Here is a 1,124-nt window from a genome sequence, read left to right on the forward strand (position 1 = left end):
GCCGGGCAGCGCGAGGGAGACGTGGGCGGGGGTGCCGTCGTCCTCCTTGAGCTGGACGAGGGGCAGCTCGTTGGGGTCGAGGACGGGGTAGTGCTCCTGCTGCCAGCCGTCGCGGGAGAGGGTCTGGCGGAAGTAGCCGTGCCGGTAGAGCAGTCCGACGCCGATCAGCGGGGCGCCCAGGTCGCTGGCGGCCTTGAGGTGGTCGCCGGCCAGGATGCCGAGGCCACCGGAGTACTGGGGCAGCGCCGCGGTGATGCCGAACTCGGGCGAGAAGTACGCGACCGCGGCGGGCAGCCCGTCACCCTGCTGCTGGTACCAGCGATCGCCGGTCACGTAGTCGTCCAGGTCGTCGGCGACCGCGGTCAGCCGGCGCAGGAAGCGCCGGTCCTCCGCCAGTTCGGCGAGCCGCGCGGGGCTCACCCGGCCCAGCAGCCGCACCGGGTCGCCCTCGGCGGCGGCCCAGTGCCCGGGGTCGACGGACTGGAACAGGTCGCGCGTCTCCGCATGCCAGGACCAGCGCAGGTTGCGCGCCAGGTCGCTGAGCGGCCGGAGGGGTTCGGGGAGAACTGGACGGACGGTGAACCGACGGATCGCCTTCACATTCCACCTCGGACGCGTCGCATGGTGAGACGCACGGCGCTGTACGTCTCGTCGTCATTGTCGACGGTAGTGGTTACCGGGGCGTCACCGAGGAGGCATCCGGGTGAAGCGGCCCGATTACGGCACATCAGGTACGCAGGGGAACGGAGCGCGGACGAGGGGCGCGGGGTGCGCAAGCGCCGGGAAGTGCCGGGAATTGGCCGAACCCCGTCGTACCGGGGGGAGTCAAGGCACGCCGGGCGGGAATCCGGGAGACGTAAGGCCGGGCCCGTACCCAACCGTACGCGCGAGTAGTTAACCAAAGTTCCGGATTGCCCACCCGAACGGGATGGGAAGGCTCCCCCGGTACGACGCACCAGGCACCACAGCACCCAGGAACCGTCGCCCGCACACCCGGCCCACACCCATGTCGACGCGGACAGGAGCGGTCATGCCCGCCACGCACCACTCGTCAGCACCGGTGACCCCCGGCAAGGCGGCCGGCAGAAAACCGGCCCGGCCGGCCCACAAGGCCCCACCGCCGG

1 protein-coding gene is annotated in these 1,124 nt (G+C 71.6%); it reads right to left on the minus strand.

The window, feature by feature from the left end; translation table 11 throughout:
- Nucleotides 1-600, minus strand: a 600-nt coding sequence (locus CCN33_RS30570; protein WP_140394779.1) for a DUF3417 domain-containing protein, incomplete at its 3' end; no start/stop codon positions are given.
- Nucleotides 601-1,124: the final 524 nt, after the last annotated feature.

It is taken from the genome of Streptomyces recifensis (assembly GCF_002154615.1).
Lineage (GTDB): Bacteria > Actinomycetota > Actinomycetes > Streptomycetales > Streptomycetaceae > Streptomyces > Streptomyces griseoluteus.